Annotated in this window: 22 protein-coding genes and 1 tRNA gene; 7 read left to right on the top strand and 16 right to left on the bottom strand. The window is 68.6% G+C overall.

Features of this window, described 5'->3' with window-relative positions; translation table 11 throughout:
- Positions 1-804 (bottom strand): LuxR C-terminal-related transcriptional regulator, encoded by an 804-nt coding sequence (locus ABGB08_RS17630; RefSeq protein WP_347591551.1) that lies wholly within the window; start codon positions 802-804, stop codon positions 1-3.
- A 150-nt stretch (positions 805-954) separates the two neighbouring features.
- On the opposite strand from ABGB08_RS17630, the gene serC reads away from it, so the two are divergent.
- Positions 955-2,067, top strand: coding sequence for a phosphoserine transaminase (serC, locus tag ABGB08_RS17625; protein ID WP_347591549.1), 1,113 nt, complete (start codon positions 955-957; stop codon positions 2,065-2,067).
- Here serC and ABGB08_RS17620 read toward each other — a convergent pair.
- The 10 genes from ABGB08_RS17620 to ABGB08_RS17575 all read right to left on the bottom strand — a co-directional run bounded on the left by ABGB08_RS17620 (position 2,064) and on the right by ABGB08_RS17575 (position 10,280).
- Complete coding sequence (locus ABGB08_RS17620) at positions 2,064-2,477, bottom strand: BlaI/MecI/CopY family transcriptional regulator (protein WP_155359833.1); 414 nt, start codon at positions 2,475-2,477, stop codon at positions 2,064-2,066. The two genes, serC and ABGB08_RS17620, sit on opposite strands and share 4 nt — an antisense overlap.
- A 13-nt stretch (positions 2,478-2,490) precedes the next feature.
- Complete coding sequence (locus tag ABGB08_RS17615; RefSeq protein ID WP_347591547.1) at positions 2,491-3,099, bottom strand: rhomboid family intramembrane serine protease; 609 nt, start codon at positions 3,097-3,099, stop codon at positions 2,491-2,493.
- Positions 3,100-3,319: 220 nt separating this feature from the next.
- The gene (locus ABGB08_RS17610; protein ID WP_347591545.1) at positions 3,320-4,084 is read right to left on the bottom strand and encodes a crotonase/enoyl-CoA hydratase family protein; all 765 of its coding nucleotides are present in this window, start codon (positions 4,082-4,084) and stop codon (positions 3,320-3,322) included.
- Between the two features lie 21 nt (positions 4,085-4,105).
- Positions 4,106-4,879 (bottom strand): SDR family NAD(P)-dependent oxidoreductase, encoded by a 774-nt coding sequence (locus ABGB08_RS17605; protein WP_347591543.1) that lies wholly within the window; start codon positions 4,877-4,879, stop codon positions 4,106-4,108.
- Between the two features lie 33 nt (positions 4,880-4,912).
- Positions 4,913-5,257, bottom strand: a complete 345-nt coding sequence (locus ABGB08_RS17600) for an STAS domain-containing protein (RefSeq protein WP_155343378.1) — start codon at positions 5,255-5,257, stop codon at positions 4,913-4,915.
- A gap of 46 nt (positions 5,258-5,303) precedes the next feature.
- Positions 5,304-6,041 (bottom strand): ATP-binding cassette domain-containing protein, encoded by a 738-nt coding sequence (locus tag ABGB08_RS17595; protein WP_347591541.1) that lies wholly within the window; start codon positions 6,039-6,041, stop codon positions 5,304-5,306.
- Entirely contained in the window at positions 6,038-6,790 is a 753-nt protein-coding gene (cbiQ, locus tag ABGB08_RS17590; protein ID WP_347591539.1) for a cobalt ECF transporter T component CbiQ, read from the bottom strand. The genes ABGB08_RS17595 and cbiQ overlap by 4 nt, the downstream gene beginning before the upstream one ends.
- On the bottom strand, positions 6,791-7,798 hold the full coding sequence (locus ABGB08_RS17585) for an energy-coupling factor ABC transporter permease (RefSeq protein ID WP_347591537.1): 1,008 nt from the start codon (positions 7,796-7,798) through the stop codon (positions 6,791-6,793).
- A gap of 87 nt (positions 7,799-7,885) precedes the next feature.
- The gene (locus ABGB08_RS17580) at positions 7,886-9,685 is read right to left on the bottom strand and encodes a glycosyltransferase (protein WP_347591535.1); all 1,800 of its coding nucleotides are present in this window, start codon (positions 9,683-9,685) and stop codon (positions 7,886-7,888) included.
- A 94-nt stretch (positions 9,686-9,779) separates the two neighbouring features.
- Positions 9,780-10,280: a DinB family protein gene (locus ABGB08_RS17575; RefSeq protein ID WP_347591533.1), complete on the bottom strand. Its 501-nt coding sequence runs from the start codon at positions 10,278-10,280 to the stop codon at positions 9,780-9,782.
- Positions 10,281-10,419: 139 nt separating this feature from the next.
- On the opposite strand from ABGB08_RS17575, the gene ABGB08_RS17570 reads away from it, so the two are divergent.
- Positions 10,420-10,782 (top strand): YciI family protein, encoded by a 363-nt coding sequence (locus tag ABGB08_RS17570; RefSeq protein WP_155343374.1) that lies wholly within the window; start codon positions 10,420-10,422, stop codon positions 10,780-10,782.
- Between the two features lie 156 nt (positions 10,783-10,938).
- On the opposite strand, the gene ABGB08_RS17565 is transcribed toward ABGB08_RS17570, so the two are convergent.
- The 4 genes from ABGB08_RS17565 to ABGB08_RS17550 all read right to left on the bottom strand — a co-directional run bounded on the left by ABGB08_RS17565 (position 10,939) and on the right by ABGB08_RS17550 (position 14,944).
- A complete protein-coding gene (locus ABGB08_RS17565; RefSeq protein ID WP_347591531.1) occupies positions 10,939-11,535 on the bottom strand; it encodes a hypothetical protein in 597 nt (198 codons plus the stop codon).
- Between the two features lie 580 nt (positions 11,536-12,115).
- Positions 12,116-13,696, bottom strand: a complete 1,581-nt coding sequence (locus ABGB08_RS17560) for a TROVE domain-containing protein (RefSeq protein WP_347591529.1) — start codon at positions 13,694-13,696, stop codon at positions 12,116-12,118.
- A gap of 115 nt (positions 13,697-13,811) precedes the next feature.
- Positions 13,812-13,880, bottom strand: a tRNA-Ser gene (locus ABGB08_RS17555).
- Between the two features lie 416 nt (positions 13,881-14,296).
- Positions 14,297-14,944 carry an SIMPL domain-containing protein gene (locus ABGB08_RS17550; RefSeq protein WP_347591527.1) on the bottom strand — a complete coding sequence of 216 codons (648 nt, stop codon included), beginning with the start codon at positions 14,942-14,944 and terminating at the stop codon, positions 14,297-14,299.
- A 394-nt stretch (positions 14,945-15,338) separates the two neighbouring features.
- On the opposite strand from ABGB08_RS17550, the gene ABGB08_RS17545 reads away from it, so the two are divergent.
- Complete coding sequence (locus ABGB08_RS17545; protein WP_347591525.1) at positions 15,339-15,974, top strand: DUF2238 domain-containing protein; 636 nt, start codon at positions 15,339-15,341, stop codon at positions 15,972-15,974.
- A 37-nt stretch (positions 15,975-16,011) separates the two neighbouring features.
- Here ABGB08_RS17545 and ABGB08_RS17540 read toward each other — a convergent pair whose 3' ends face one another.
- Positions 16,012-17,250 (bottom strand): endonuclease/exonuclease/phosphatase family protein, encoded by a 1,239-nt coding sequence (locus ABGB08_RS17540; RefSeq protein WP_347591523.1) that lies wholly within the window; start codon positions 17,248-17,250, stop codon positions 16,012-16,014.
- A 257-nt stretch (positions 17,251-17,507) separates the two neighbouring features.
- Here ABGB08_RS17540 and ABGB08_RS17535 point away from each other — a divergent pair, with 257 nt between their 5' ends.
- The 4 genes from ABGB08_RS17535 (at position 17,508) to ABGB08_RS17520 (ending at position 25,310) form a co-directional block, all read left to right on the top strand.
- Complete coding sequence (locus ABGB08_RS17535; protein ID WP_347591751.1) at positions 17,508-19,748, top strand: glycoside hydrolase domain-containing protein; 2,241 nt, start codon at positions 17,508-17,510, stop codon at positions 19,746-19,748.
- The gene (locus ABGB08_RS17530) at positions 19,745-21,019 is read left to right on the top strand and encodes a glycosyltransferase (RefSeq protein WP_347591521.1); all 1,275 of its coding nucleotides are present in this window, start codon (positions 19,745-19,747) and stop codon (positions 21,017-21,019) included. The genes ABGB08_RS17535 and ABGB08_RS17530 overlap by 4 nt, the downstream gene beginning before the upstream one ends.
- 28 nt (positions 21,020-21,047) lie before the next feature.
- A complete protein-coding gene (locus tag ABGB08_RS17525; RefSeq protein WP_347591519.1) occupies positions 21,048-23,846 on the top strand; it encodes an AAA family ATPase in 2,799 nt (932 codons plus the stop codon).
- A gap of 117 nt (positions 23,847-23,963) precedes the next feature.
- Positions 23,964-25,310: an FAD-binding oxidoreductase gene (locus ABGB08_RS17520; RefSeq protein ID WP_347591517.1), complete on the top strand. Its 1,347-nt coding sequence runs from the start codon at positions 23,964-23,966 to the stop codon at positions 25,308-25,310.
- Position 25,311: the final 1 nt, after the last annotated feature.

Here is a 25,311-nt window from a genome sequence, read left to right as displayed (position 1 = left end):
TCAGCCCGGCACCAGGCCCTGGCGGTAGGCGTTCGTCAGGGCCTCCGGCCGGTTGCGGGCGCCCAGCTTGCGGAACAGGCGGCCCTGGGTGTTCTCCACGGTCTTGACCGAGATGCCGAGGGAGCGGGCGGTCTGCTGGAGGGTGTGGCCGGTGGCGATCGAGTCGAGGATGTCGCGTTCCCTGGCGCTCAGCTCCGGCGAGGGACCGGCGGGGAGGTGGGTGCCCGCCATGATCACGTAGCCGTGGGCGACCATGGCCAGGGTCGTGCACAGCAGGTCGGGCACGTCCTCCAGCCAGACCAGGGCGCGGGCGCCGTACCGCATGGCCTCCCGGACGAGACCGTCGCCTGGCCGTACCGACGGGATCACCACCACCGGGGCGCGGAACCGGGTGGTGGCCTGCCAGTCGGGCGGGGCCGGATCCATCAGCACGGTGATGAACCGGCCCCGCCAGCGCCACAGCGCGGGGTCCAGCTCGGGCGTCAGCACGAACGGGCGGCCGTGGCCGAGCAGGGCCTGGGTGACCTGGTCCACCGGCGCGCCCGGCCGGGCGTGCACGACCACCATCTCGGCCTCGTCCCGATCCTTGGGCGGGGTGTCGAACAGGCCCAGCGCGATGGCCTGCGAGACCGCCTGGCTCTGGTGGGTGACGCCGAGCTTGGCGTAGATGCGGCGTTTGTGGCTTTCCACCGTGGACGCGCTGATCCCGAGTTGCGCCGCGATGTGTTTCGCGCTGCTGCCCGCGCCGATCAACGAGAGCACGGTGAGTTCGCGCTCGGAGAGGGTGCCACCGGAATCGGCCATATGCGTGATCTCACACTTCGCTAGGGCGGAGTGGGAGCGACTCCTCATGCCGAACAATGGGAGCTGCGGTCCGTTACGTCAAGGGGGAGCTCCATCTCAGGATGCGGACCCGGGTCCGGACCATCGCACCCCCTCAGTAGGCTTGGTTGAGTGGCTGACATCGTGATTCCCGCTGACCTCAAGCCCGCCGACGGCCGCTTCGGCTGCGGGCCATCCAAGGTGCGTCCCGAGCAGCTGGCGGCCCTCGCCGGGCCGGGCGCGAGCCTGATGGGCACCTCGCACCGCCAGCAGCCGGTCAAGAACCTCGTGGCCCGGATCCGCTCCGGCCTCGCCGACCTGTTCTCGCTGCCCGAGGGCTACCAGGTCGTGCTCGGCAACGGCGGCACCACCGCGTTCTGGGACATCGCGGCGCACGGTCTGATCCGGGAGAAGTCCCAGCACCTGCACTTCGGCGAGTTCTCGTCCAAGTTCGGCGCGGTCGTCAAGAAGGCCCCCTGGCTGGCCGATCCGTCGGTCATCTCCGCCGAGGTCGGCAGCCACCCGCTGCCGATCGAGGAGCCCGGCGTGGACGTCTACGCGCTGACCCACAACGAGACCTCCACCGGCGTGGCCATGCCGATCTCCCGGGTCGGCTCCGGCGACGCGCTGGTCCTGGTGGACGCCACCAGCGGCGCGGGCGGCCTGCCGGTCGCCGCCGGGGACTTCGACGTCTACTACTTCGCGCCGCAGAAGAGCTTCGCCTCCGACGGCGGCCTCTGGCTGGGCCTGTTCTCCCCGGCCGCGCTGGCCCGGGTCGAGGAGATCGCCGCGTCCGGGCGATACATCCCCGAGTTCTTCAGCCTGCCGACCGCGATCGACAACTCGGCCAAGGACCAGACCTACAACACGCCCGCCGTGGCGACGCTGTTCCTGCTGGCCGACCAGATCGAGTGGATGAACGGCAACGGCGGCCTGGCCTGGACCACCGCCAGGACCGCCGACTCGGCGTCCCGGCTCTACACCTGGGCCGACAAGACCGCCTACACCTCGCCGTTCGTGGCCGACCCGGCGCAGCGCTCGAACGTGGTCGGCACGATCGACTTCGACGACTCGGTGAACGCCGACGCGGTGGCCAAGGTGCTGCGCGCCAACGGCATCGTGGACACCGAGCCCTACCGCAAGCTGGGCCGCAACCAGCTGCGGGTGGCCATGTTCCCGGCCATCGACCCGGCCGACGTCGAAGCGCTCACGGTCTGCGTGGACTACGTCGTCGAGCGGCTCTAGTCGCCCTGACCGGGCGGGGGCACCCAGCCAGGCGGTTGCTCGGCCGGGCCTCGCCCGGCGCGGCGGGCCAGCTCGTCCAGCAGGCGCAGCGCGTCGTCCAGATCGACGCTCTGCGCGAACCTGCTCAGCACCGGCGACCGGTCCGGGCTCTCGGCCAGCGCGTCCAGCATCAGCTCAGTGAGGTGCTCGGCGCGCGATCGGGCCGCGCCGTAGCGGAACGCCTTACGCTCCGGGGCCCTGCTCAGCAGGCCCTTGCGGACCAGCCGCTCGGCCACCGTCTGGATCGTGGTGTACGCCAGCGGCTTCTCGGCGCCGTCGTTGAGCTGCTCCTGGATCTCACGGATGAGCAGGGATTTCTTGGCGTCCCAGATCACGTCCATGATCGCACGCTCCAGGGGGCCCAAATTCACAAGAACAATTGTGTCAGTACTCCCGCCTGCGGCGCAGCAGCCAGGCCGCCAGGACTCCGCCGATCAGGCCGAACAGGTGCCCCTGCCAGGAGATTCCCTCCTCGCCGGGCAGAATCCCGAAAATAATCGAGTAGTACATGACCGCGACGACTACGGCCAGCACGATGTCGAGAATCCGGCGGTCGAATAGCCCACGCCCCACGACATAACCGAAATAGCCGAATACCAGCCCGCTGGCGCCGATCGTCACCGTGTTCGGCGGGGCGACCAGCCAGACGCCCAGGCCGCTCACCACGATGATGATCAGGCTCACGCCCAGGAACCGGCCCACGCCCCGGATCGCGGCCAGGAACCCCAGGATCAGCAGCGGCAGCGAGTTCGCGATCAGGTGCGGGAAGCCCGCGTGCAGGAACGGCGCGGCGAAGATGCCGACCAGGCCGTCCGGGTCCCGGGCCACGATGCCATACCGGTCCAGGGCGCCGTCCTGGAGGTAGTCGACGATTTCCAGCGCCCACATGCCGCCGACCAGGAACAGCATGACGATGACGCTGCCGAGGGCCCCGGACAGCAGGCTGGCCGTGCGCTCCCGGGGGGTCGGGTTGAGGGGGAGTCCGTCGCTCATGCCTTTACCGTACGCAGTTCGTGCCATGAGCGCGGACTACCCCACCCATTGATTGCGATGCTTCGCATCGCGGTTCGGCCCCGGTGTCTTCGCTCCTCAGTCCAGACACCGGCGGATTCATGGCGATGCTTCGCATCGCGGTTCGGATGCTCAACCCCGGTGTCTTCCCTCGTCGCTTCGCTCCTCAGTCCAGACACCGGCGCATCCTCACGGCCCGGAGTTACTCGCCCCGCCAGTTGGGAGCGCGTTTCTCGGCGAAAGCCGCCGCGCCCTCCATCGCGTCCTTCGAGCCGAAGACCGGATTGACGATCTCGCTCTGCTTGGCGAACATCTCCTCCTGCGACCAATCCTGGGACTCCAGGACGATCCTCTTGGTCGCCGTCAACGCCAGCGGCGCGTTCTCCGCGACCTTCTTGGCCAGCTCCAGCGCGCCCGCCAGCGCTCCCCCAGCCGGCGTGACCCGATTCACCAGGCCCAGCTCGTACAGGCGCGCCGCCGGATAGTGATCGCCGGTGAGCGCGATCTCCATCGCCGCGTGGTACGGAATGCGCCGCGGCAACCGCATGATCCCGCCGGCGGCGGCCACCAGACCCCGCTTGGGCTCCGGCAGCCCGAACTTGGCCTCCTCCGACGCCACGATCAGGTCGCAGGCCAGGGCCAGCTCGAAGCCGCCCGCGAGCGCGTACCCCTCGACGGCCGCGATCAGCGGCTTCTTGGGCGGCGATTCGACCAGACCGCCGAACCCGCGGCCCTCCAGCGCCGGGAAGTCCCCGGCCAGGAAGCCCTTCAGGTCCATCCCCGAGCAGAACGTGCCGCCCGCGCCGGTGAGGACCAGGGCGGAGACGTCCACCCGGGCGTCCAGCTCGTCCACGGCCGCGGCGATGCCGCGCGCCACCGCGCCGTTGACCGCGTTCCTCGCCTTCGGCCGGTTGATCGTGATGACGGCCACGCCGCCGTCGGTTTCTACCAGAACCTCGTCAGACACGAGACCTCTCCAAGGCTTGGGTTACTTCGGCTGGAATCGGATGCCGCCATCGAAGCGGATGATTTCACCGTTCATGTAGTCGTTCTCTACCAGGGCCCGGACCAGGTGGCCGAACTCCGACGCGCGGCCCATGCGCTTGGGGAACGGCACCGGCGCGGACAGCTGCGCCTTGAACGCGTCCGACTCGGGCCCGGAGCCGTAGATCGGGGTGTCGATGATGCCCGGGCAGATCGTCAGCACCCGCACCCCGATGGCGGCCAGGTCACGGGCGGCGGGCAGCGTCATGCCGATGATGCCGCCCTTGGACGCCGAGTAGGCCACCTGCCCCGTCTGGCCCTCGATCCCGGCCACCGACGCCGTGTTGATGACCACGCCGCGCGCCTTGTCCTCCCCCACCGGCTCGGTCTTGGCGATGGCGGCCGCGCCGATCCGCATCAGGTTGAAGGTCCCGATCAGGTTGACGTCGATCACTTTGCGATATGAGGCGAGGTCGTGCGGCGAGCCGTCCCGGTTCACCGTCCGGGAGGCCCAGCCGATCCCGGCACTGTTGATCACCGCGCGCAACGGCTTGCCGGTCGCCACTGCGGCGTCCACCGCGGCCTGTACGGAGGCCTCGTCCGAAACGTCGGTGCGGACGAAGACGCCCCCGAGTTCGTCGGCCAGCGCCTTGCCGCGCTCCTCGTTCAGGTCGGCGATGACCACGGTCGCGCCGATGCCCGCCAGTTCCCTGGCTGTGGCCTCGCCGAGACCGCTCGCACCGCCCGAGATGATTGCTGCTGCATCCTTCAGGTCCATAGCCGGACCCTAACCCGCCAACCGAATGAAGTTCTACTCGGGGTGCCCCAAAATGGCCGTGTCGACATCCGGGTAGACCTTGATCCGCCGATCCAGCCCCGTGGTCCGCAGGATCCGGGCCACCGGCGCCTGGGGCGCGGCGAGGGTCACCCCGCCGCCCTCGCTCGTGGCCAGCCGCCACGCCTCGATCAGCACGCTCAACCCGCTCGAATCCATGAACGACAGCGAGGTGAGGTCGAGCACCAGGATGGCGCCATCCTGCTTGATGGCGTCGCGGACCTCATCGCGCAGGAAGGGTGCGGTGAACAGATCGAGTTCGCCCTCGACAGCCACCACGACGGCGCCGGAGAGCGACCTCCGCGCGAGCCGCAGCTTCATAGGAACCTCCTCCGCGAGCCCCACTTTACTTCCGCATCACCCTCAGTCATGTCCCCGTGGAAGGGATCGCGAATCCGTAGGGGAGCTCGAGGCGGTGCGCGGTCAGGAGGGACTCGTTCGCGAGGATGTCGCGGGTGGGGCCGTCGGCGGCGATGACACCGTCGCTCAGGATGAGGGCGCGTTCGCACAGTTCGAGGGCGTAGGGGAGATCGTGGGTGACCATCAGCACGGTCACGTCCAGATTTTTCAGGATCTGGGCTAGCTCGCGGCGGGAGGCGGGGTCGAGGTTGGAGGACGGTTCGTCCAGGACCAGGATTTCGGGGTCCATGGCGAGGACGGTGGCCACGGCGACGCGCCTGCGCTGGCCGAAGGAGAGGTGGTGCGGAGGGCGGTCGATGGCGTCGAGCATGCCGACGCGGGTGAGTGCGTCGGTGACCTTGTGGTCGAGTTCGGCGCCGCGGACGCCCATGTTGGCCGGGCCGAAGGCCACATCCTCGCGGACGGTCGGCATGAAGAGCTGGTCGTCGGGGTCCTGGAAGACCAGGCCGACCCGGCGCCTGATCTCCTGGAGGTTCTCCTTGCCGACCTGGAGGCCCGCCACCCGGACGGTTCCGTGCCCGGCCGTGAGGATGCCGTTCAGGTGCATGACCAGGGTGGTCTTGCCCGCGCCGTTCGGGCCGAGCAGGGCCACCCGCTCGCCCCGGGTGATCCGCAGGTCGACCCCGAACAGGGCCTGGGTCCCGTCGGGGTAGGCGTAGGCGAGATCCCGTACTTCGAGCGTCATGAAATGAACAGTAAGGCCGCCGCCGCGACGGGGAGCGCGCCCGCGAGCAACCACTGGCGAACGTCAGCGGAAATATCGCGATAAATGGGCATTGTGCCGGTGTAGCCCCTGCTCAGCATGGCCAGGTGCACCCGTTCGCCCCGCTCGTACGACCGGATGAAGAGCGCGCCCGCCGATTTGGCCAGGATCGGGGCCTGCCGGAGGTCCCTGGCCTGGAAACCACGGGACTCGCGGGCGACCTTCATCCGGCGCATGGCGTCGAGCACCACGTCCAGGTAGCGGAGCATGAACGTGGCGATCTGCACGAGCAGCTGGGGCATGCGCAGCCGCTGGGCGCCCAGCAGCATGCTGCGGGGCTCGGTGGTGGCCGCGAGCAGGATGGAGGCGATCACGCCGAGGGTGGCTTTGGCGAGGATGTTCCAGCTCGCCCACAGTCCGTCCACGCTGAGCGAGACGCCCCAGATCGAGATGCGCTCGCCCAGACCGATGACCGGGATCGCGAACGCGAACAGTACGAACGGCAGCTCGACCACCATGCGCCGGAGCACGAACCCGGGCGAAACCCTGGCGACCGCGGCGACCGCGGCCAATAGCAGGAGATATCCACCGAAGGCCAGGAATCGTTCCCTTGGCGTGGCCACCACGACGATCGCGAACGCGGCCACCGCCAGCAGTTTGCACTGCGGCGGAAGCCGGTGCACGAGGGTGGCCCCCGGGCGGTAGAGCTGGTGGTGGTGTCCGGCGCCCACTTACGTGGTGACCTTCCGCTTTCGCCGGACGAGGTGGGCGATGCCCAGGCCGACGGCGAGCGTGATCAGCACGCCGAGCACGCCCGCGACCCCGACCGGGATGCCGCCGACGTCGCCGTAGTCGGCCAGCGCGGATCCGCCGAACAGGTGGTCACCGGCCTGGCCGAGGAAGCCCTTGTCCTCGGCGACCTTCTCCAGACCGTCGGGGGAACTCGACGCGAAGAAGCTGACGACCCCGGCCAGCAGCAGCGACACGATCCCCGCGCCCACCAGGAACGGCCGGATCGGCTTGGCCTCTGTTCTATCGGGCGCTGCCACGACTCGCTCGCCGTCCGCCGTTCTGAGGACGAGAGGCTTGGTCAGGCCGCGCGCGCCGTACACGAGATCGGGGCGGACGGCCAGCACGCTGCTGACCGTCACGGCGGTGATCAGCCCCTCGCCAATGCCGATGAGCACGTGCGTGCCACCCATGGCGGCGGCCACGGCGCCCGCGTCGATCGGCACGGTCCCGCCGATCGCGAACAGCGCCGCGAAAGCCAGCGCCGCGACCGGCACCGACACCAGCGCCGCCACGAACGAGCCGGCCACGATCGCCGCCCGGTTGGGCGCCACCCGCACGATCAGCCGGAAGACCGCCCACGCGACGGCGGCCGTCACGATCCCCATCAGGGTGATGTTGATGCCGAGCGCGGTCAACCCGCCATCGGCGAAGAAGAACCCCTGCACGAGCAGGACAACCGCCACACAGAGGACCGCGGTATACGGCCCGACCAATATCGCGGCCAGCGCACCCCCGAGGAGGTGCCCGCTAGTCCCGGCCGCGACCGGGAAGTTGAGCATCTGAACAGCGAAAATGAACGCGGCCACCAGGCCCGCCATCGGCGCGGTGCGATCGTCAAGCTCCTGCTTGGCGTTGCGCAGCGCGACACTCACCCCGGCGGCGGCCACCACGGCCGCCCCTATCGACACGGATGCGGTAAAGAACCCATCGGGCACATGCACGGCCATACCTCCGCGTATTACTAAACCTTGCCCACAACCCTAGAGCAGTTGCAAATAATTCGCATTAACGAATTATTCGATCATGCGTTCGGCTCACAGGCGGATTCTGCGGAAGGCGCGGCGGGCGAGGGTGAAGAAGGTGGCGCGACGGACCGAAGTGCTCAGGCGGTGGCTGACCGCGGTCGCGTAGGGGCGGGTTGTCCAGCGGGTGGTGCCCTGCCACCAGGTGCGGGCGCGCTCCAAGCTTTTCGGTTCGCCGACTTTGACGGGAAATCTCGCCGTCGGTCCGCCCATGTCGAGTTCGAGGTAGGCGTCCCAGATCCCCCGTCCGAGCGGGTTGGTCTCGGCGGCGAAGCCCCGCGAACCGGTCGCGACGGCTTCCACGTGGCGTTCCCGGCCGGTCCGGCGTTCCCGCCAGACCAGGCGCCGTACGGCTGCCGCCCCCGGCCGCCCGCCCACCATGACCTGCCCTTCGATCCGAAACCTCCGCTCCACCCACTCGGTCCGGGTCAACCGCACCGAAGCGGGCACCCGAACGACATGTCCCCCCACGTCCAGGCTCAGGTTGCCGTACGGCCGGGTCAGGTACGGCAGCGCCACCACCCCACCGGTGAACCGCGGCACCGGCCGGGTCGACCGCCGGTCCCGATCGGCGCCGAGCCGGCCGAGGCGGCGGATGCCCTCGCATTCGACGGCGACGAAGACGTCCCAGATGCCGGTCGCCAGGTCGGCCACGTCGATGGAGGCGCTGAACAGATCGGCGACCCGGGTGACGGGGATCCGGCATTCGGCCCGCTGGGAGCGTTCTTTCAGCAACAGCCCGACGGATCCCTCGAAACCGGACAGTTTCACGCTGCCGGAGATCTGCAGGCGGTCGCCGGTCCACTCCAGGGCGGTCAGGCGGCGGCGGAGGGGGGCGGCTTGCACGCGCGCGAGCCGTACCAGCCGGTCGGGGTCGGTCAGCGAGGCGAGGCGGGTGTTGTCGGCGGCGCTCAGCCGGGCGCGGACGCCGTCGGTCAGCCACTCCTGGCAGAGGTCGGCCACCTCGACGGCGATCTTCTCGCGCGCGGATTCGTCGGCAGCCAGGAACGGCTCCCCCAGCTGGGCGAGCACATCAAAGGTGAAATGTCGCACCAGCAGGTGATCCCGGAGCGGCCCGGGCGGCACATGCTGGATCATGCGCGCGATCGGGATCCTGGCCATCCGCAACCAGGCGAGCGGCTCCCGGCTGCCCGGCTCCTGCATGAGGCTGGAGCCGTCCTCCCGATCCATCAGGTGGTAGCAGTCGTAGTCGGCGACAATCGAGATCACGTCGGCATGGCAGTACGCGTGCACCGCGAACTCCATGTCCTCCCCGACCCGCAACGACTCGTCGAAGCGGATGCGATGCCGGTCCAGCATCGTCTTCCGGAAGAGCTTGAAGACGTTCAGGCTGTTGTAGACCGTGCTGCCCTGCAGGGTCACCCGCTCGGCGTTGGCCCGGAACATCGACACCGGAGCCTTCCGCCCATGGCCGACGACCTTCCCGAGCACGATGTCCGACCCGTTGCGGTCCGCGGTGGCGAGCATCTTCTCCAGGGCGAGCGGCCCCAGATAGTCATCGGCATCGCAAAAGAACACATAGCGCCCACGGGCCCGGGCCAGCGCGCGATTGCGGGCACTGCCCGGCGTGCCCGTGTGGTCCTGATGGACGACAGTGATCGCGGAATGATGCCGCGCGTACAGCTCCAGCAGCGACCGGGTGTCGTCCGTGGAACCGTCATCCACCACGATGATCTCTTTGCTGACCCGCTGAACCAGCAACGAAGTCAAACAACGATCAAGAAAAGCCCGGCAGTTGTACGCAGGGACGAGCACGCTGACATCAACGGGGTAGTCACTTAGCGCATCCATTGCGTTTCATTATGTAACCCATCGCAGCTCAGCAGGGCCGTCTTGACGATTTCCACACGCGAGGCGAGCGCGCCGCCAGACCGTGCTGTCCCGCTCAGTCCTCCTGGTGGTCCCCCGTCACACCGTCGATCAGTTCGCGGACGATGTCGATGTGCCCGGCATGCCGGGCCGTCTCCTCGATCATGTGAATGAGCACCCAGCGCAGGGACACGGTCTGCCCGGACCACGCCTTGCCGAGATCCTCGACGTCGAGTTCGTCGATCACCCGGTCGGAGGCGGCCCGCGCGCGGGCGTAGAACGCGAGGATCTCCGCCGTGCTCTCCCCGGGCTCCACCCGCAGGTCGGCATCCGGATCGTCGTCCACGAACGGAAGCGGCTCGGTCTCCCGGCCGAAGGTCTGGCAGAACCAGCCGTATTCCACTGCCCCCAGGTGTTTGACCAGGCCCAGCAGGCTCGTTCCCGACGGGGTCATCCTGCGGCGCAGGCCCTCGTCGTCGAGCCCGGAGATCTTCCAGTCGATGGCGGTGCGATGCCGGTCAAGGCTGGCGCGCAGGCTTTCCTTCTCATCGCCGGTGAACGGCACGCGTAGGACCATGCGGCAGACCGTAGCAGCGCGGTACGACAGAACTCGCGGTATTTTCTGGCCACGCCGGCGGGGGATGTCGAGAACGTGTCTCCCGTTCCGACCCCCTCTATGAGAGGCCCACCGGGGGCCCCGCAAACGAGGAGCAACCATGAAGTATCTCCTGCTGATCCACGTCAACCCCGCCGCCCTGGACGCGCTCTCCGAGGAGGAGAGAACCGCCATCTTCGCCGAACACGACGCCTTCACCGCCCTCACCAAGGAGTCCGGCGAACTGGTCGGTTTCACCGCTCTCGCCGACCCGTCCAGCACCACCACGGTCCGGGTACGGGACGGCGTCCCCGCCGTGACCGACGGCCCGTACGTGGAGGCCAAGGAGTTCCTGGCGGGTTACTACGTGATCGACTGCGACAAGCCCGAGCGCGCGACAGAACTGGCCGCCATGATCCCCGACGCCCGGCTGACCGCGATCGAAGTCCGCCCGGTCATGAACACCGGCGGCACCGAGATGTGACCGGCCGCGAGCCCCTGACACCTTGGTCAGGGGCCGCATCGTCGCGGACATCCCGCCTGCGCATATTTCCGAACATGCCGCCTCTGGCTGGTCAAGCGTGTCGTTCCGGACACGCCCCCAGGCTGGTCAGGGGCCGCGTTTTCCGGACACGCCGCCTCAGGAGACCTCGGACGTCGTCTTCCGCCGGAGCAGCCGCCGGCCCACGATCACCCCCGAAGCCGCGAGCAGCGCCGCGACGCCCGCGAGCGTGAACCAGAGCCCCAAGTTGGACGTCTCGCTCTCGATCGGCAATCCCAAAGTCTCCAGGCGGTCGGAGTGGGCCGCGCAGACGACCGGCCGGTCGGTGCTCTTGTTCGAGGCGCAGGCCACGACCGTCAGCCGTTGCATTTGCGGGGCCTGCGGTCCCACCTGGGCGGTCACGCTGAACTCGGCCTCCTCCCGCGCCGCCAGCGACTTGCTCCACTCGATCCGCTTCGCCGAGGCCGTGGCCTCGGGCGTCGTGGCGAGCACTTCGAGCCCCGGCACCGTGGCCTGGAAGACCCGCAGGACCGGGGTTTCGGCGTCTCCGGTGTTGCTGATCTTGATCGTGTAGGTGAGCCGGTCGCCCTGGCGCACGCTGGTGCGCCCGTTGTCGATGGAGATGTTCAGCGGGAGCGTGGCCTCGGGCTCACGCGCTGCGGACGCGTGGGCCGCGCCCATCCCGGCCTGGGCGGCGATCAACGCGAGCGCCGCCGCGACGTGGGCACGGGACACGCGCCTGCGCGATTCCCGTGTGCCGGCTCTCCGGACACAACTGACCCGAAAGACCATTATTCAATACCTTTGAATAGAAATACTCTCGCACACCGGCGCCGCCGTGCGCGAATAGGACGGACCAATAATAGGCCGGTGGATGAGAATCCACCGGCCCGGAAGAATGCCTTCGGCTTAAAGAGTGTTCGTGACGTAGTTGAGCGTGACGGTCAGCCGACCATCACCGCCGGGGACTCCTCGGCCACCCTGACCTGGAGGCTTGCTTGGGTGCGGTCGTGGATTCCCTTTGGTGTCCCTCGAAAGGGTATGGGGGCGGGGAACTTTTCGCCCTAAGGCCGTGGATCGGGCGTGGTGGTCCCCGCGCCGACTGTGGCATCTATCACTAACTGGGCAAATCTACCTGGAAAACGAATTCTCCGCTGATGAACCACAAACGTAAACAGTCATTTGCTTGGGGGAATAATGGGCGGGTGGAGGATATCTTCGGCGGTTGGTGCGGGATGGTGCTTCTGTTCTGGGTACCCATGGCGTATGCCTCTGCGGGTGGACCGGGAACGCCCACGACGGCGTTCCCATTAACCTAGAACGGCCAGCCGGCCGAATTTCCCCGCTCCAGCAGGGGGATGAGCTTGAAGGTCGCGTCCGACATTCCACCGAACTCGTGCCTGTTGCCCATGCCCGTGGGCATCGCCGCGTGGCGGTAACCCTGCAGGTTGAAACCGTACATCGGGATGTGCTTCGGAACGGCTTCGGTGACATTGCCGCCGTACCCGCTCATGGTCTGCATGTCGGACAGGATCACGACGCGGTCGTGGCCCTGGTAGGTGCGGCGGATCGACTCGGCGATCTGGGTGCCGTGCCCCACCTCACCGATACGACCGCAGAACCTGCCGACTTCCTTGAGCACGGACGCGCCCGCGTTGATCTTGTGCAGAAACACGCCGTCGGCGAACCCGCACAGGTCCACCCGCTCGCCCCTCGCCGCCAGCGTGACACCGAACAGCGCCGCCGCCTGGACCGGAGTCACCGTCGACCTGGCCGAAATCGTGCCACTGCTCATCGACCCGGACGTGTCCACCAGCACGAGCGTCCGCCCGCCGAACGTCGGCACGTTCTGGGTGGCCAGCGACAGCGCCTTGTCCAGCGCGTGACCCCAGCGCAGCGACGGAGCCGCCTGGTAGGCCGAGTAGAACCGGAACGGCAGCTGCCGCGACCGCGCCACCTCATCCGGGTCGGCCAGCTTCGCGATCACCGCGTCGGCGACCTCGTCGCTGATACCCGCCTCGTCGAAGTTACGGAGGTTACGCAAGCTGGCCGTATACCCCATGGACGGAATGATCGCGGCCCACGCCTCAGCGTCCATCGGGCCCTGGAGCCAGCCCGCCAGCGCCTCCCAGGTGATGCCCGCCGCCGCGAGCCGCTCCGGCTCCGCGAGCATTGCCCGCCGCTCTCCCACCGGCAGCGCGAGCAGCTCGGCACGGGCGCGGAGCATGCGCAGCGCCTCCGGAATCGGCTTGTCACGGCCGTGCCGGCGGTCGAGCGCGTGCGCGAACAGGTCACCCTGCCAGCTCACCTTGTCGGCGTGCGGAGCCGGGTGCACCAGATCGATGACGTCACCGAACCGGAAACCCTTGGAGTCGCTGTCGTACTTGGCCAGGTTCCGCTCCGTGTAAAGCCGCCGCACCGCGTCGGCGACGCCGCGCTTGACCGGCTTCGGGATGGTACGGCCATAGCGGGACGTCCAGTAAGCGAGCGCCTCACCCGGCTCGTCCGCCCGCTGGAGCACGCCCTCGACCAGCTCCCGGTTACCCCCGTGCAGACCGGCCGCCAGGCGCGCCCGCACCGACTCCAGCGCGGCGACCACCGGCGCGGACCGCATGTTCGCCGTACCACGCAGCCACGGCAGGAACCGCGACATCCAGTCCACGTCCTCCACGGCAACCTGGTGGACCAGCGCGCGGAACCGCTCGTCACGGGCGCCCGCCTTCTCGTAGAAGGTGTCCTCGCCGACCATGTTCGAAATCGCGAGAAGGAAGAGCTCGCCCTTGGCGTCACGTACGTATCCGGGCGCACCCTCATGGGTGCGGCCGCTCGGATTGACTTCCGTGGTGACCGGACTGAACACGGCCGCCTGCGTCTTCCCGGAATTGAACTTTGACATGAAAGGGCCCCTTCCTTAAAACGGGGAGAGGCCCAATGTTCAGAAGTCGTGCCCGAGATCAAGGCGGCGACGGACACAAAGCGCTCTACCAAACTGAGCTACGTCCGGCGGGAGGGCCGGGCGGTAGGATTTGAACCTACGACCACTCGAATTCGAATCGAAGGAACCGTTGCCTACGCACCGGGCACGCTTCTGAGATTGTGCCTCTCCGAGATCGGAGTGCCAACGGCTGGCTGGGTTCTGCACGCCCCTCGACCAGACCCCGAAATTCGGATCTACCCGAGGGGGCGTGAAGAAGTAACCGTTAACGCCGCACCGGAGAGGTGCATATGAAGTTTGTTCACCACACCAATATCGGCGCGATTGTTGCATGATCGAGTGCTCCGGGTTTCTCTTGACAGAAAGAAGCAACCGGAACTTTCGCGCCTGAAGCACTTCCTACGTTATCCGGTTCCCTGTGACATCACATCTGAATATTGCGAGGGGCTGCGACTCCTCACCGAAACCACCGGCTCGGTCATACCGCCTTCTGCCACTCCTGGCACCGGTGCGGCCCGGCGTGAACCGCGTCGGATACCGACGACCTGCTCACTCTGCTAGTTAAGACGCCAGCGAGAAACCGAGTACCACAGCGGCAGAGACGACTACGTGGCCAGGGGCGAAATCTTCTTCAGCGCTGCTGCCGCCTGAGCCATGTCCGCGGTAGCGCTGGTTACCCAGTGATTCCGGGTCGACATCTTGGATGTGCACGATCTGACCGAGCTGGACACCGGCTGCCTCGGCGTACAACTGTGCCTTGGCCCGGGCGGCTTGAACAGCCGCGCGCCGGGCCTGCGCTCGTAGCTCTGCCTTGGCGCGAACGTCGAAATCGACTTCGTCGACCCGGTTGACTCCCGCGCCCACCACGTCGATCAGCAACTGCTGGAGCCCATCAAGGTTGGCGGTTTCGATCGTGAACGAGGCCACGCATTTGTATCCGAGGAACTTGCGACTCGCGTCGTAGCCCTCCCAGGCGCTGGTCAGCCGCAGCCGCGAAGCCGATACTGCCGCGTCGGGGATCTCGTGACTGCGTAGGACCCTGCGCAGTCCGGCCACGTTGGCCTGGCCGGCCTCGAAGGCCGCTGCCGGGGAAGGCTCGATCCGTTCGACGCCAAGCAAGACTCGCACCAGGTCAGGCGCTGCCTTAACGCTTGCCGCTCCGTATGCGCTTACGCCCCAGGGGGCATTGATCTGCAGGTCTTGCCGCATCGAAGTCTCCACCGGTGAGGGGTATTGATTCCGATCCTGTCCTAGGAAGCCAGCAGAATGTCTCAATTCCGCCGATCATCAGCGGACCCGATCGCAGATCCGCCCGGCTCGAGGAGTCGCCTTCGTCCAGGCCTACCCGCAGGCCATGGACCTGTTCGCGACGCGGCAGCGTCTCATCTTCCGCGGCCATCGCGGCCGGGCGGATAACGTCTCCCCGCAGCGGTCGAACGATCAAAGGAATTCCGGGTTTCCAGAATTAGCTGACCTGCGAAAACATGGCGCGGAAGATCCGGAAACTCGTGATACCACCAGATCACACGGCATGGCAAACGGGAGTCGAACATAGTCCTTCGAGTCGTCCCGTCCTGCCGTCGAACGTCGTGGAGTGTCCTGTATGCCCGCTGATCCCGCCGCCCGGCGGCTGCCCCTGGTGTTGGCCGTCGTCGTGGTTCTGGCGCTGGCCGTCTCCGGGATATCGCCCCACGACCGGTTCACCTGGATCCTGGAGACCGTCTGGGTGATCATCGGGGTGCCGCTGGTGGCGGTGTTGTGGGGGCGCTTCCCTCTCACTTCGCTGCTGTGCTGCCTACTCGCCGTACACGCGCTGGTGCTGATCGTGGGCGGCCACTACACCTACGCCGAGGTTCCGTTCGGGTTTTGGCTGCAGGACACGCTGGATTTGTCCCGCAATCCCTACGACCGCCTCGGCCACCTGATGCAGGGCTTCGTCCCCGCCATCCTGGTCCGGGAACTATTGGTGCGGACATCCCCGCTACGCCGGGGTGCGTGGCTGAATGTGCTGACCGTCAGCGCCTGCCTGGCTTTCAGCGCCTTCTTCGAGATGCTGGAATGGTGGACGGCGCTCGCTGTGGGTGAGGCGGCTGATGCTTTCCTCGCCGTACAAGGTGACCAGTGGGACACGCCGTGGGACATGTTCTGCGCCCTCATCGGTGCGACCGTCTCGATCACGCTGTTCAGCCGCCTGCATGACCGGCAGATCGCCCATCTGGCCGCTACCGTGGCCCCGTAGAGGGCTCCTCTACAGGGCAGCGTTTCCGCGGGTAGCTCTACAGCTTCAGGTCGAGCCAGACGAGGCGGTGGTCGGAGCTGGGGAAGGGGAAGACGCCGGAAAGGCGCGACAGCGGGTCGCTTGAGAGCGGCCAGAAGACGCCTCCGCCTGTTGTCTTCAGCCACTTGGCGGGCAGGACGTAGTCGGCGCGGAGGTTGCCTGGGGCCGTGTCCGCGAAGTCTGCCGTGTCGTACTTCGGATCGCCGGTGTGGGTCGTGTTCGCTCCGCCCTGCAGGGCCGAGGCCTCCGCGGCGCCGTCGCTGGAGGGCGTGAAGCGACTATTGATCTTCGGGTGGTCGAGCAGCTGCTGGATCGCCTGGCCGTAGCTGTCGCCGTCGTTGGGGTCGGCGTTCTCGTCGCCCGCGATCACGAAGGGCTCGCCGGGCTTGAGCCCGCCGCGCCGGCCACGGTCGTCATAGATGTAACCGGCGGAACGCACGTAGTCGGCCCAGAAGCGGATCTCGTCGTGGTTACGCCGGCCGTTGCGGTCCTCCGCCCCGTCGAAGGTGGGCGGCGTCGGGTGGCTGACCAGGAAGTGCACCGACTCCTTGCCGATCCGGATGGGCAGGTCCCAGTGGGTCTTGGAGGACAGGCGGAACACCGCGAGTTCCTCCGCCGAATACCAGTCGGCGGGTGCGGCGGTCGCGGCGTCGTCCGGGAGGAGCGCGCCGGGCATGTCCTTCCAGAGGAACTTCTGGAAGGTCCGAGCGTTCCGGACATCGATCGGGTACTTCGAGTAGACCACCAGGCCGTACTGGCCGGGGAAGTTGCCGAAGCCGAGGGCGTCGTCGCCGTAGCCGGGAGCGCCGGGCGTGGTGACGGTCGCGCCGTTGTTGTTGAGGTCGAAGCCGGAGGCGATGCCGGTGTTGCTCGGCGCGGTGAAGCGGTACCGGTACGAGATCGGTTTCGCGCCGCCCTGGCCGACCGACAGGTAGTTCTGCTCGAAGAGCCGCGCGGCCGTGCCGTTCTCGTCGTAGTCGAACTCGTTGATGAGGACCACGTCGGGCCGCGCGCGCTGGATGATCTCGGCGATCACCTTCGCCTGGGTGTTCGCCGGCGTGGACAGGTCGCGGACCAGGTCGCCTTCCGCGTTCCGGTTGAGAGACGCGTTGAAGGTGGCGAAGCGCACCTTCTCCGAACCTTTGGAGCGGTGGTCGTTGTCCGCGGTAGCCGTACCTGCCCATAGGGGGGCGAGGGCCACTGCCGCGGCGACGGCCAGGACACGCCGAAAGATCATGATTACTCCTACGATTGGATTTAGGCGGATCATGGCATTTATGGCCATAGGCACCTATGGTCCGAATCCTCAACAACCCCCATGACGGATTGGCAACTGTCAGCCAGCGAGCTCCTTGCCGGTCGATCACAATTGACCTCGCAGCCATGATTACAGCGAGCGAGCGAAGAACCACGGAGACAGATTTTTGTGGCACTGGACGAAGGATTTCATCTTGCCGAAACCTAAGGTGGGATCGTTCTGGGTAGAGTCCCGGCATCCTCGAAAACGTTGATCCATTCATCGGCATCGCGGCCACTGACTTGCCTGAGGCGCGCGGTCTGGCCGCTACTTGGTGGTGGCCGAAGCCTCAGGTAGGCAACACCCACCCGGGTGCCACGTCGCCCCTGGGTATGGTTTCGGCCTGTGCCTATTCGGGTGCGTACCCAACCGGATACGGGCGATACACGAAGAACACCGAGGGCGTGCCCGAGGAGATGTTCGAGAAGCTGCAGGCGTCCGGGTTCACGCATTTCCAGCAGTCCGGCACCGGCGCGATCCGCAAGTACTACAACTACGTCCGGGTCACCCCGATGGTGCAGCCGCTGGACGTGCTGGGCGAGGCCTGGCCGTTGCGCGACGAGGTGGCGGAGGCGGGCTACTACGCGGCCACCCTGGACACCGGGGTTCGCTGCGAGCTCACCGTGGGCACCAAGGTCGCCGTGCATCGGTACACGTTTCCGGAGCACAGCAGCGCTCGGGTCGTGATCGACCTGTCCTGCGGTGGCCTGGCCATCGAGCTCGGCCGTACGGTGCCGTTGCGGGCGCAGGTGGAGAACATGGGCCACGGCCGGGCCCAGGGCACGGTGGTGATGGAGGGCGTCCCGCTGTCGGTGTACGTGGACGTCGACAGCCCGGGCTGGCGGCAGATGCTCTGGTACGACCGGCGGCTCATCGACGGCGGCACTCGCCTGGACTTCGACAGCATCCGGCACACCACGCTGCGCCCTTTCGGCATGCTCTTCATGGGCCCGACCGTGGCGGGGCAGACCATCGAGGTGCGGCTCGGGTTCTCGCTGCGCGGCTGCGACCAGGCGCGGCAGAACCTGGAACGCGAGTGCGGGCACGCGCGCCCGGCGTTCAATACGGTGCGGTCCCAGACCCAGGTCCGCTGGGGCGAGCACCTCGACCGGGTCCGGGTCGAGGGTGGCACGCCGGCCCGCCGCACCGTGTACGCGACGTCGCTCTACCATGCGCTGATCAAGCCGTGCTTCGCCGACGACGAGAGCCCGTTCTGGCCGACCCCTGGACCGTACGCGTTCGACGTGTGCACCATGTGGGACATCTACAAGACACAGCTGCCGCTCCTCGCGGCCATCGTCCCGGACCGGGCCGCGGACCTGCTGGAGTCGCTGATCCGGGTCTGCGAGGAGGAGGGCAACTTCCCCATCGGGTATCGGATGGCTCGCGGCGCCGACCGGTTCTTCCGCCAAGGCAGCGCGCTCGCGCACACCGCGCTGGCGGACGCCCACGCGCTCGGCCTGCCGGGCCTGGACTGGAACTGGGCGCTCGTGCACATGGCCGATGACCTGCGCCGCATGTACGGCGAGGACTTCTTCGAGCACGGCGTGGTGCACCCGATCACCCACACCCTCGACCTCGCCTACGGCCACCACTGCACCGCCCAGGTCGCCCGCGCGCTGAACGACCGGCGCCTGGCCAACGACCTCGAGGACCGCAGCCGCCAGTGGACCAACGCCTTCGACCCGAACACGGGACTGTTGCGCGACTCGGAGTTCTACGAGGGCGGCAAGTGGAACTACTCGTTCCGGTTGCTGCATGACATGGCCGCGAGGATCGCCCTGGCCGGCGGCGACCAGGCCTTCATCGACAAGCTGGACCGGTTCTTCGGCTTCGGCGCCGCCCCGGTGAAGCAGCCCGGCCAGCGCCCGGCCGCAGCGGAGATGGCGGCCGGATACGCCCTGAACCGGTTCGAGGGGTTGAACAACGAACCCGACATGGAAGCGCCGTGGGCGTACCACTACGCGGGCCGGCCCGACCGCACGGCCCAGATAGTACAGTCGGCATTGACCTGGCAATTCGGCACGGGACCTGGCGGTCTCCCCGGCAACGACGACTCAGGCGGCCTGAGCTCGTGGTATGTCTGGGCGTCCCTGGGACTGTTCCCGATCGCCGGGCAGAACCTGTTCCTGATCAACGCCCCCGCGTTCGACCGGGCCGTGCTCCGGGCCGGTGGCAACGAGTTCGTCATCGAGACCAGCGGTCACCGCGAAACGCCGATCGGTGTCGACGGCATCGATCGTGACCCACCCGCCCAGTACGTCCAGTCGGCGACCCTCAACGGCAAACCCCTGCACGCCACGCACCTGAGCGCCACCACCGTGCACCGTGGCGGCCGGTTGCACCTGCGCCTGGGCCCGGAGCCCTCGGCGTGGGGGCGGCGGGTCCGCCCCCCGTCCCTTTCCGATCCGCCCGCGACATCGGAGGAAGCACGATGACAACCCCCCGTCGCCGTCTCGTCATCGTGGTCAGAGCTGACCCGGTCATCTGCGGCCACTCCGGCGAAGCCCGTAACCTCGCCGAGGTGGCGCTGACCCGCGGGTTCGCTGACGTACGGCTGTTGACCTGGCCGATTTCGACGCTGCAGGCGGCCGGGTTGCCGCTCAAGCCGCTGGATCGGCTGCTGCCGTACAGTCCTGGGATCACCGTGGAGCGGCCGGAAGCGGTCGGGGACTACCGGGTGCCGGACGGCCGCCACCAGGCGGGCCTCACCGGCCGCCTCGTCGAGCTGCTCGCCGAACCGGTACCCACGACCTGCCTGTCCATGTATCTCATGCCACATGCCGCGGTGGTCATGGACGCGGTCACGTCCGCGCGGGCGGCCGGGTTCGCGCCCAACGTCCACACCATCGTGAAAGCGGTCGGCTCCGACGTGACCAACGTGATCCGGTCGTGCCTGCGGGACGGCCGGTTCGGCGCGGCGACCGTGCTGTTCACCACGTTCCTGGCCAACGACGAGGTCGTGGCGGTCTCCGAGTACACCCGAGAAGAGATCGTGGCCTCGGCCGAGCAGGTGGACGCGCGCTGCGGCACCACGTTCGCCGAGCAGTGCCGGCGCCGCGTGACCGTCAGCTACCCCCCGATCGACTCCGCCGCCTTTCTCGACCTGGATCCGGCGCACGTGGACGCCGCGCTCGCGAAACGTGGTCTGGAGCGGGACGGGTACATCCTGTTCCTGTCCCGGGTGACTCCGGCCAAGGGGATCTACGACCTGCTGACCGCCTTCGGCCGGATGCGCTGCCGGTCACGCGTGAAACTGGTCGTCGCCGGCACCGGGCCGTCGCTGGAGCAGGTCCAGGCGCTGGCCAACCAGGACGACCGGGTGGTCGTCCTCACCGATGTCGACGACCACGAGAAGCCGCTGCTCATGCGCGGCTGCGCGGCCTACGCCCTGCCGACCAAGCCCGAGCCCGACTTCGTCGAGACGTTCGGCATCGCCCTGGCCGAGAAGATGCTGGCCGGCGGCGGACCGATCATCACCACCACGACGGGTGGGACCCTCGAGGCGGTCGGCGACACCGCCATCATCGTCGAGCCCGGCAACATCGGCGAACTGGCCGCGACGGTGGACCGGGTGATCCTGGACATGTCCGCCGCCGAACGGCAGGAGCTGGAACTACGCGCGCGCACCCGCGCGATGGCATTCGACCGGACCGCGGTATTCGACGACCTGTTCCCCCAGGAGGCACTCGCCGCCGGGGTTCGCTAACGAGCCCTCCACGCCTAGCATGGGCGGGATGGACGGGCTGTTCGAACGCGGACGAGAGCTCGACGAGCTCGACGTCCACTTCGCCCGGGCCACCGCCGGGGAGGGACGTCTGGTGGTGGTCGAGGGACCCGCCGGGATCGGCAAGAGCCGGCTGCTCGCCGAGATCCGGCGCCGCGCGGAGGGGTCCATGCGCGTGCTCTCGGCCCGTGGCAGCGGGCTCGAAGGGGAGTTCGCGTTCGGTGTGGTCCGGCAGCTGTTCGAGGCGGAGCTGACGAAGCCGGAGCGCAGGGAGGCGTTGCTCACCGGTGCGGCAACCTCAGCGGCGGCGGTATTCGGCGAGCCGGACTCCGGCGCGGATGGCGGGGGCGCCACCTTCGCCTCCCTGCACGGGCTGTACTGGCTTGTTCTCAACCTGGCGGAGGATGCTCCGCTGTTGCTGGCCGTCGACGACCTGCACTGGTGCGACCGGCCGTCGCTGCTGTTCCTCGCGTACCTGGCCCGGCGACTGGAAAGCCAGCCCATCCTGCTGCTCATGGGCCTGCGAGACGCCGAGCCCGGCACCGACCCCGCGTTACTCGGGGAGATCACGCATGACCCGGCCGCGATCAGCGTCCGTCCCAGGCCGCTGAGCGGGGCGGGCGTGGCGGAGTTCATCCAGGAGCGCCTGGGAATGGCGCCGGACGGGGAGTTCCTGGCCGCCTGCCACGAGTCCACGGGAGGCAATCCGCTCCTGCTCAGCCAGCTTGTCACGGCGCTGCGCAGCGAGGGTGTGCGCCCGGATGCCGGGCACGTCGGGCGCGTCAGGGCCATCGGCCCCCAGGCGGTGTCGCGTACGGTCCTGCTGCGGCTTGCCCGCCTGCCGGCTGAGGCCCGGGCGGTCGCCCAGGCGGTCGCGGTGCTGGGCGACGGGGCTGGAATCCCCACGGTGGCCAAGCTGGCCGGCGTCGCGGAAGAGCGCCTGGCCGCGGCGACGCGCGGCCTCGCCCATGCCGACATCCTGCGCCCGGAGCTGCCGCTCTCCTTCGTTCACCCGCTGGTGCGCGACGCGATCTACCATGAGCTGTCCCCCGGGGAGCGCGAGCTGCAGCACGCGCGGGCGGCGGCGCTCCTTCGGGACAGTGGTGCACCCGCCGAGCAGGTGGCCGCGCAGCTGCTGCACACCGCACCGCGCGGTGAGCGCTGGGCCGCCGAGTTGCTGCGGGAGGCGGGGCGCGACGCGATGCACGCCGGAGCGGTGGACAGCGCCGTCGCCTACCTGCGGCGTGCGCTGGATGACACCCCTGCGGACACCGACCGGGGGCGGCTGTTGCTGGAACTGGGCGCGGCGGAGGTGTTCACGAGCGGCCGGGCTGCGGCGAAGCACCTGGCCCTCGCCTACGAGGAGTTGGCCGAACCCGCCTCCCGCGCCGCGGCGGCCGGGCTGCTGGGCAGGGCGCTGCTGTTCCTGGGATCAGCCGAGGAGGCCGCGTCGATCGCGCGGCGGGCGGCGACGGAACTCCCGGACGAGTCGGACGACCTTCGCATGGGACTCGAGGCGTTCGAGTTCATGACCATCATCTTCAGGGCGGGCGACCCGCGACACCTGTCTCGTCTCCGCGAGTACCGACGCCTCCCCAGCGGAGGCCCCGGTTCGCGGATGCTCGCCGCCATGGCCGCGTGGGAGGCGGTCTGCACCGATGGCAACGCCGCGGAGTGCGCCGCGCTGGCCCTCGCGGCGCTCGCGGGCGACCACCTCAGGACGGCCGATCCCGCCCTGATCGTGTTCGCGGCGATCGTCACCCTCGTCGTCACCGACCGTGCCGAGGTGGTCGAGGTCTGGCAGCCGATCATCGCGGACACGCACCGGCGCGGGTCGCTGTTATCGGCGGCATCGATTCATATCTGGCACGGCTTCAGCCACCTGCGGCGCGGTGACCTGGCCGCGGCCGAGGAGTCACTCCGGACCGCCGAGAGCGAGTTCGGACTCTGGGGTCACGCCGACTCCTCCGTCTCCATCTGCCGCACCTTCCTGGCCGAGACCCTGCATGAGCGTGGCCGCTCCGATGTGTCCGGCCTGCTGGTACGCCTTGGAACGATCGATCCCGGCGATAGCACGACGGGCTGGTGGCTGGGGACGCGGGTGGTGCTGCTCACCGCCGCCGGCCGTGCCGGGGAGGCGGTGGCCACGGCCGACGAACTGGCGGCGCACTGCGCGGCCATTCCCGATGCCGCGAGGCTCTGGTGGCGGTCGCTGAAGGCCGAGGCGCTCGACCGGCTGGACCGCCGCGCGGAGGCGATCGAGCTGACCCGGCAGGAGCTCGAGGTTACGCGGGCGTTCGGCGCGCCCTGGCCGCTCGGGCGGACCTTACGGGTGCTTGGCACGTTGGAGCGCGACGAAGACAGGCTGCGGGAGGCCGTGTCCGTACTCGAAGGGTCAACCGCCCGCCTGGAGCACGCGAAGGCGCTCGCCGCGCTCGGCGCCACGCTCAGACGGGCCAAGAAGCCGACCGAGGCGCGTGAGCCACTGCGGCGCGCCCTGGAGGTGGCCAGTGCCTGCGGCGCGGAACGCCTCGCCGAGCACGTCCGCTCGGAGCTGCACGCCTGCGGCGCCCGCCCGCGGCGCGACGCGCTCAGCGGCGTCCAGTCGCTCACCCCCGGAGAGCGCCGTGTCGTGGACCTCGCGGCGGCCGGGCGCACCAATCGCGACATCGCCCAGGAGCTGTACGTGACCCCCGGGACGGTGGAGGTCCATCTCTCCAACGCGTACCGCAAGCTCGGGATCCGCTCACGTTCCGAACTCGAGCGCGTGCTCGCCGTCGCGACGTCGGGATCCCTAAGGGATTCCTAGGGGTCACCTAGAGGTCTCCACCCGAAATCCTTCAGGCGGCTGTATGGGGACCGCCTCGATGCCCGCCAGGCCCGCATCGCCGGATGCTGGCCGGGACATCGAGTGAAAGGACCTCAGATGACAATCATCGATACCTCGAGCGACCTCGGCCGCATGGTGCACCCCGGCGATCCCGACTGGGACACCGCGCGCGGGACCTTCAACCTGATGATCGATCAGCGGCCCGAAGCGATCGCCTTTCCCGCCAACGATCGCGAGGTCTCCGCCGTGATCGCCCACGCGCGCCGGCGCGGTCTTCGCGTCGCCGCTCAGGCCACGGGCCACAACCCCGGCCCGTTGGGCTCGCTGGCGGGAACGCTGCTCCTGAACACGTCGGCACTGACCGGAGTCTCGATCGACGCCGACGCCCGCCGGGTCCGCGCCGGCGCGGCGACCAAATGGGAGAAGGTGACAGCGCGTCTCTCCGAGCTCGGGCTCGCGGGCCTGCACGGCTCCTCACCGGACGTGGGGATCGTCGGCTACTCGCTCGGCGGCGGGATCGGCTGGCTCGCCCGCAAGTACGGCATGCAGGCGAACGCGGTGACCGCGATCGAGCTCGTCACGGCGGAGGGCCACCTCATCCGCACCGACCCGGCACACGAGCCCGAGCTGTTCTGGGCACTGCGCGGCGGCGGGGGCAACTTCGGCATCGTCACCGCGATCGAGTTCGCCGTTCACCCCGTACGCGAGCTCTACTCCGGCGCGATGTTCTTCCCGATCGAGCGGACCTCAGAGATCTTCCACGCCTGGGCCGAGCTGCTGCCGGCCCTCCCCGAGGAGATCACCTCCTGGGCCACCGTCCTGCACTTCCCGCCGCTGCCGTCCGTCCCCGAGATGGTTCGTGGACGCTCCTTCATCATCGTCATGGCGGCGTTCCTGGGCACCGAGGCCGACGGGCGCGAGCTGCTGCGACCGTTACGCCGGCTCGGCCCAGAGATGGACACGTTCGCGATCCAGCCGCCGGTCGGCCTCAGCGAGCTCGCGATGGATCCGCCCGACCCGCTGCCCTACCGGACCACGACCGCTCTGATCGACGAGATGCCGTCCGCCGCGATCGAGAACGTGGCGCGGATCGCCGGCCCCGGGTCGCACCTCACGATGGTGCAGTTCCGCCACATGGGCGGCGCTCTGGCCCGCCACGAGCCGGGCGCGGGAGCCCGCGCGACGCTCCCCGGCCACATCGCGATGTTCGGCCTCGGAGTCGTTCCCGAAGCGGCCGCAGAGCCGGCAGTCCTGGCGGAGCTCGACATCTTGTCCGCCGCCTTCGCGCCGCACCGCGTCGGCGACTACCCGAACTTCGTCGAGGAACCGGCAGACGCGAGCACCTTCTTCGACACCGGCACCTGGAATCGGCTTCGCCGCGTCAAGGCCCTGTACGACCCGGACGACTTGTTCCGCGGCAGCCACCACGTACCACCGGCGTAGC

Origin of the sequence: Acrocarpospora sp. B8E8 (assembly GCF_039871605.1) — a bacterium.
Lineage (GTDB): Bacteria > Actinomycetota > Actinomycetes > Streptosporangiales > Streptosporangiaceae > Acrocarpospora > Acrocarpospora macrocephala.
This window is presented reverse-complemented; position numbering and strand designations above follow the sequence as displayed.

Coding starts and splice junctions, on each gene's coding strand:
- ABGB08_RS17630 (WP_347591551.1), bottom strand. CDS start 804: ATGGCCGATTCCGGTGGCACCCTCTCCGAGCGCGAACTCACCGTGCTC.
- ABGB08_RS17605 (WP_347591543.1), bottom strand. CDS start 4,879: ATGGACCTGAAGGATGCAGCAGCAATCATCTCGGGCGGTGCGAGCGGT.
- ABGB08_RS17575 (WP_347591533.1), bottom strand. CDS start 10,280: ATGGTCCTACGCGTGCCGTTCACCGGCGATGAGAAGGAAAGCCTGCGC.
- ABGB08_RS17550 (WP_347591527.1), bottom strand. CDS start 14,944: ATGCGGCAAGACCTGCAGATCAATGCCCCCTGGGGCGTAAGCGCATAC.
- ABGB08_RS17540 (WP_347591523.1), bottom strand. CDS start 17,250: ATGATCTTTCGGCGTGTCCTGGCCGTCGCCGCGGCAGTGGCCCTCGCC.
- ABGB08_RS17570 (WP_155343374.1), top strand. CDS start 10,420: ATGAAGTATCTCCTGCTGATCCACGTCAACCCCGCCGCCCTGGACGCG.
- ABGB08_RS17560 (WP_347591529.1), bottom strand. CDS start 13,696: ATGTCAAAGTTCAATTCCGGGAAGACGCAGGCGGCCGTGTTCAGTCCG.
- ABGB08_RS17580 (WP_347591535.1), bottom strand. CDS start 9,685: ATGGATGCGCTAAGTGACTACCCCGTTGATGTCAGCGTGCTCGTCCCT.
- ABGB08_RS17585 (WP_347591537.1), bottom strand. CDS start 7,798: ATGGCCGTGCATGTGCCCGATGGGTTCTTTACCGCATCCGTGTCGATA.
- ABGB08_RS17595 (WP_347591541.1), bottom strand. CDS start 6,041: ATGACGCTCGAAGTACGGGATCTCGCCTACGCCTACCCCGACGGGACC.
- ABGB08_RS17545 (WP_347591525.1), top strand. CDS start 15,339: ATGCCCGCTGATCCCGCCGCCCGGCGGCTGCCCCTGGTGTTGGCCGTC.
- ABGB08_RS17520 (WP_347591517.1), top strand. CDS start 23,964: ATGACAATCATCGATACCTCGAGCGACCTCGGCCGCATGGTGCACCCC.
- ABGB08_RS17530 (WP_347591521.1), top strand. CDS start 19,745: ATGACAACCCCCCGTCGCCGTCTCGTCATCGTGGTCAGAGCTGACCCG.
- ABGB08_RS17525 (WP_347591519.1), top strand. CDS start 21,048: ATGGACGGGCTGTTCGAACGCGGACGAGAGCTCGACGAGCTCGACGTC.
- ABGB08_RS17615 (WP_347591547.1), bottom strand. CDS start 3,099: ATGAGCGACGGACTCCCCCTCAACCCGACCCCCCGGGAGCGCACGGCC.
- ABGB08_RS17600 (WP_155343378.1), bottom strand. CDS start 5,257: ATGAAGCTGCGGCTCGCGCGGAGGTCGCTCTCCGGCGCCGTCGTGGTG.